Annotated in this window: 6 protein-coding genes; 1 reads left to right on the plus strand and 5 read right to left on the minus strand. The window is 65.6% G+C overall.

Annotated elements, in window-relative coordinates:
• The first annotated feature begins 463 nt into the window (after window positions 1-463).
• On the plus strand, window positions 464-1210 hold the full coding sequence (locus VFZ97_19020; protein ID HEX6395531.1) for a hypothetical protein: 747 nt from the start codon (window positions 464-466) through the stop codon (window positions 1208-1210).
• A 33-nt stretch (window positions 1211-1243) separates the two neighbouring features.
• Here VFZ97_19020 and VFZ97_19025 read toward each other — a convergent pair whose 3' ends face one another.
• The 5 genes from VFZ97_19025 to VFZ97_19045 form a co-directional block, all read right to left on the minus strand.
• Window positions 1244-1444: a hypothetical protein gene (locus tag VFZ97_19025; GenBank protein ID HEX6395532.1), complete on the minus strand. Its 201-nt coding sequence runs from the start codon at window positions 1442-1444 to the stop codon at window positions 1244-1246.
• Entirely contained in the window at window positions 1444-2613 is a 1170-nt protein-coding gene (locus VFZ97_19030) for a (Fe-S)-binding protein (protein ID HEX6395533.1), read from the minus strand. Before VFZ97_19030 ends, VFZ97_19025 begins: the two co-directional genes overlap by 1 nt.
• Window positions 2610-3566, minus strand: coding sequence for an FAD-binding protein (locus tag VFZ97_19035; protein HEX6395534.1), 957 nt, complete (start codon window positions 3564-3566; stop codon window positions 2610-2612). Before VFZ97_19035 ends, VFZ97_19030 begins: the two co-directional genes overlap by 4 nt.
• A complete protein-coding gene (locus VFZ97_19040; GenBank protein HEX6395535.1) occupies window positions 3557-4987 on the minus strand; it encodes an FAD-linked oxidase C-terminal domain-containing protein in 1431 nt (476 codons plus the stop codon). Before VFZ97_19040 ends, VFZ97_19035 begins: the two co-directional genes overlap by 10 nt.
• Window positions 4988-5066: 79 nt before the next feature.
• On the minus strand, window positions 5067-5336 hold a 270-nt coding region (locus tag VFZ97_19045; GenBank protein HEX6395536.1), incomplete at its 5' end, for an alpha/beta hydrolase.

Here is a 5336-nt window from a genome sequence, read left to right on the forward strand (position 1 = left end):
TCAAGGTCCTCAACCATCTCGACGGGGACGTCACCCGGTCCCTGGTCGCCGACAGGAAGGTCACGCCTCAGGACGACTCGATCCTGCGAGCCATCTACAACGACCCTCTCTACTCCGAAGAGGTGAAGATCGCTCAGCAAAGCCTTCAACAAGACACCTCAAACGTGCGTAAGCCTCCGGGAGACATACGGACCTCGGTCATCAGGTTGATCGATTACTCGCCTAGCTGCATATTTGCTCAAACAGAGAGCACGTATGAGGAAGTGCTGGTGCACCCGACACCACCAGCGCAATCCGAGTATTGGTCGCTCAAACCCAAACAGGCCGGAACAGACCCGGAGCATGTAAATCCCACCCCTTGGTCCCTGAGTTTCAACGCTAGTTACACCACACCCACGACAATCCCGGACCAATGCTCAAGCGCTTAATCCTTTGCATTTTGTTAAGCACCCTGATGATTCCAGTGGCATCCGCGACCGCGGACGACCAGGGTTCATGCTTTCGGGGACGATTCGGGGCAACGATCACATGCGGAGGCGGCTATGTCGTAGGCGAACCGGGCTACTCCGACTCCGCACCCCATGCGCCGGCGCATTCCGCGCCCTCGAATGTGCCACCCCCGGTGCTCGTCCAGTACGTCGCCAACGGCCCCAATGGTCCGTGCATAGCCCTGGGACCCCCGAGCCCCAACGCGAACGCGACAGTCACGGCGTGGCTCACAACTTTGAACCTGCCACCTTGCCCTGCAAGGGCGGCGGCGCCGGCGCGCATCGATCCCCAGCTACTCGCGGAAGACTTCTGGAAGACGATCGCGCTCCCAGTGCCGAAGCCCCAAGTCCCACCCGGTTACGCGATCACGGGGATGCCGGCTTACCTCGTAACCAACTCGACCACCGCGCCGGCGCCATACGTGTTTCCAACGCCACTCGGTCAGCTCCGCATCGACGTGTCAGGGACGTACTTCGTCGACTGGGGAGACCCACGCGCTCCGGGATGGAGTGGTCCGTACCCGTTTGAAGGGGAAGCTTGGCCGAACGGGAGGATCAGCCACACCTACGACGATGTGGGTGTGGTGAACATCGTCGTACGGGAGGCATGGACGGCGACCTGGCATCTCGGCACCGCCGTCGGCGCCCTGGGCGGGCTCGCAACGACCGCCACCATCCCCAACTATCCGATCCAGCAGGAACAGTCGATCACCACCAACTGACCACCAACGATCACCAACCGACTATGCCGGCCACTACTCCCGGTCGTCGGGTTCGCCGAGAATGGCGACCGCTTTCTCAACCGCTCGCCGGGCCCGCGTCAGCCGCCTCTCGTCCACCGGCAGCTCCTCGCCGCCGGCGTCGATCGACTCACGCAGCCTCTCGATCGCCAGGTCGCTCAACTCCTCGGCGATCGCCTCGAGCCGAGCACGAATTTCCTGAAACTCGCCGGCCACTATCCCTCCCCCACCATCAATCCTGCGGCATCGGCGACGATTTCGACCGGATGTCGAACTTTGACGCCGGCGCCGGCGAGCCACATCGAGCACCCCGGGTTTGCACTCGCGACCAGGTCCGCCGAGACCGAGTCGATCACCGCAACCTTCTGGGAACGGATCGGCCGGGCCAGCTCCGGTTCCAACGCGCTGTAGGCGCCGCCCGCACCGCAGCAGCGTCCTTCGTCTGGAAGCTCGACTAGATCTGCGTAGCGGGACAAGACCGTCCGCACCGGCTGGACTACCCGCTGCACGTGCCGCAGGTGACATGGATCCTGGATCGCAACGCTCGGGCGAACCCACCCACGCGACGGCGCCGGCAACCTGTCGGCGTGATCGGCGAGCCACTCGTGGATGTCGAGGACCCTGCCGGCGAAGCGAACAGCCTCTTCTGTTCCCAATAGATGCCCGTAGTCCTTTAGCACCGCGCCGCACCCCGCGGAGTCGACCAGGATCGGAGCATCACCGGGAAACGATTCGATTACACGGCGAGCTAACGAAGTCGCGCCGTCATGCAAACCGGCGTGGATGTGGAGGGCACCGCAACATGAGGCTCCGCTCCCCGGGAGGGCAACACCAAACCCGCATGCGGTTACCAAGGCGACAGCCGCGCCGTGAACCGACCTCTGCCACGCGTCCATGACGCATCCGGTGAACAGCCACACGTCAGTTCCGGTTGGCCGAAGTGCAGGCTGTCTCACCGGAAGGCGCGGCAACGACACCCGGTCGGCCAGCCGGCGAGGAACGAGACCGGCCCTCTGAGCCACAGCGCCGAGAGACGACAGCGCCAGCAGTAGTCGATGATGACCGAGGACCGAGTAGCCAGCCCGTTGCCACCACGGAACCGATCGATCGGCCAGCACAGTTCGGGTCGCTTCCATCATGCGCCCGAACGGGACTGACGACGGGCACGCGGTTTCGCACGCGCGGCACTGGACGCAGGTCTGCATGATCTCTTCGAACGCGTCGTCGATCGGCGCCCCCGACTCCGCGGCTCGCATCGCGGTGATGCGCCCGCGAGGCGACAGCCGTTCTTCACCGCTGACGCGGTACGTCGGACAGTGGGCGAGGCACAGACCACACGACACGCATGCCGCCAGGTCGTCGGAATCTATGTGCAAAGCACTCAAGAGAAGGCTCCGGTAATTACCTGCCGGCCAGGGTTCAGCCGTCCGGCGGGGTCGAAGTTCTCCTTGATTCGCCGGTGCAATTCGACGACTGACTGCGAGGGCCCGTCCTCACACCTCAACCGATCCCCCGCCGGCGAGTCGCAGTGGACGACTCCTACGCCAACCTCGGCCAACCATGCTCCGGCATCCGCAACCACGGATGGTAGGGAACGAAGAGAAGCCGGCGCCAGAGAACGGCGCCCCGGCCCCGGTAGAGAAGGCGGGCCGTCCACCAACGAGAACATTTCCCCCAAGGTCCCCCTCGCCTGCTCCTCGACGTCGACTTCGAAGCCGGCGAGACCGACCCACGTACGCCGGCCGTCCCAGAGGATCGACAACGGACGGTACAGCTTCCGGTAGACCTCGAACGGATCCGCACCTTCAGCGACATACCACCGCTCCACCTCGGGAAGAGGGAGGCAACGCAACACAACCTCCGCCACGAACGCGAGCGTCCCGAGCGAACCCGTCAACAACCGACAGAGATCGAACCCGGTCACGTTCTTGACCAGCGGCGCACCGGTGCGGATCAACTCGCCGCGCGAACTTACCGCGGTCACTTCGAGAACCGCGTCGCGCAAGGGCCCCCACCCAAGCCGGCGGACGCCGGAGCGCCCGACCGAGATGACGCCGCCGACAGTCGCATCCGCGGCCCCTTCAAGAGCTACCCGCTGACCACCTTCGCCGACAACAGCGGACAGATCCTCGAGCCGGGTTCCCGCCCTAACCCGGAGGATCATCTCCGCGGGCTCGTGCGCGACGACTCCGGCCGGCGCAGTAACCTCACGCGTCCCCGACGAGACCGGCCCACCGACATCCCACTGTGTCCTGCCTCCCACACAGCACACCGGTCCGTAGTCGCCGACCTCCGAGGCGAAACGCTCCAACACTGATGTCGTCGACGTCAAACCCACGCACCCGCCGGCAACGACGCGACGTCGCCGCACCGCGAACCGCCGCGCGGCAAGACCTTCTCCGGGTTGCACAAGCCCGAAGGATCGAATGCGTCCCGCAACCACAGCTGGGCCTCCAAATCGGCCGCGCTGAACACCAGGCCCATGTGGTCGCGCTTCTCCAGCCCGATGCCGTGCTCGCCTGAAAGAGTGCCTCCGGCAGCGACGCACACCTCGATGATCTGCCGCCCAGCCTCGTGGACCCGGTCGAGTGTCCCCGGAACCCGCTTGTCGAAAATGATCAGCGGATGCAGGTTCCCATCGCCCGCGTGAAACACGTTCCCCAGCACCAACTCCTGGCCAGCCGCGATCTCCGAGACTTGCTCGAGCACCTCTACCAAACGGCTGCGCGGGACCACGCAGTCGTGCAGGTAGTAGTTGGGAGCGATCCTCGCTATCGCACCGAACGCCGACTTACGCCCCTTCCACCACAACGCCCGCTGCTCGTCGCTGCCGGCGATCTGCACCGACCGGGCGCCGTTCTCGCGAAGCACCTTCTCCACCCTTCGGGCCTGTTCGGCGGCGCCGCCGGCGAGTCCGTCCACCTCCACCAACAACAAAGCGGCCGCATCGACCGGGAAACCCCCGTGAACAAACGCCTCGACGGCCTCGGCGATGTTGCGGTCCATCATCTCCAGCGCTGCTGGCACTATCCCTCCGGCTATCACTCCCGTCACCGCTGCAGCCGCTTCGTGCATGGTCGCAAAGTCGGCCAGCAACGTCTCGACGCTCGGAGGCAGCGGAGTCAGCCGCACCGCGATCCTCGTGGCGATCCCCATAGTTCCCTCGCTGCCCACAAACGCACCACGCAAATCCAGGCCGTCGGGTTCGGGATCGATGCCGCCGAGCATCGCGACGCTCCCGTCAGGAAGGACGACTTCGATTGCGAGGATGTGGGCGTTGGTCACCCCGTACAGAAGGCAGTGCGGACCGCCCGAGTTGTTGGCGACGTTGCCGCCGATCGAGCACGACTGCTGGCTCGACGGGTCGGGAGCGAAATGAAGGCCCAGGTGCGCGACCTCGCGGGAGAGGTCCAGGTTCAGCACGCCCGGCTCCACCCACGCCACCCGCTGCTCCTCGTCGACCTCGAGGATCCGGTTCATCTTGGTCGTGACGATGACTACCGGCGGGACGTCGCCGGCAGGTGTCGCACCGCCCGCCAGCCCGGTGCCCGATCCTCTAGGGACAAAGGGACGGCCGTGCGCGGCGCACGCCCGCACCACCCCCACCAGCTCCTCCGCGTTTGACGGAAAACACACCACCCCCGCCTGACCGCTTATCAACGACGCGTCACGCCCGTAGAGGGCCAGCTCGATCGCGTCCGTCCGGACTGCGGCGTTTCCGAGCACCCGGCGAAGATCGGCGACCAGAGGGTCAGTCACGCAAGCCAGTCTGGCCCAAAGACGGACCCGCTACAGCTCCACCGCCGACTGTTATCGCTGGCGAGACGGGAGCCCGACTTCAGTCGCTGGCGCAGCGGGTCCCGGGTGCGGGGACGGTGAGGTTGATGAGATAGGCATCGACGTCGCCGCGGATGCACGAGCTCGACCGGTATGCAGTGTGCCCGTCGCCTTCGCGAGTGAGCAGAACCCCGCTCTGCAGCTGAGACGCGAGCGACTGAGCCCACTGGTAGGGAGTGATCGGGTCGCCGGTACTTCCGACCACGACGATCGGAGGGGCCCCCGCTGCGTGGATGGGGCCCGGCTTGCCGCTCGCAGGGATCGGCCAGAC

Source organism: Acidimicrobiales bacterium, from assembly GCA_036378675.1.
GTDB lineage: Bacteria > Actinomycetota > Acidimicrobiia > Acidimicrobiales > Palsa-688 > DASUWA01.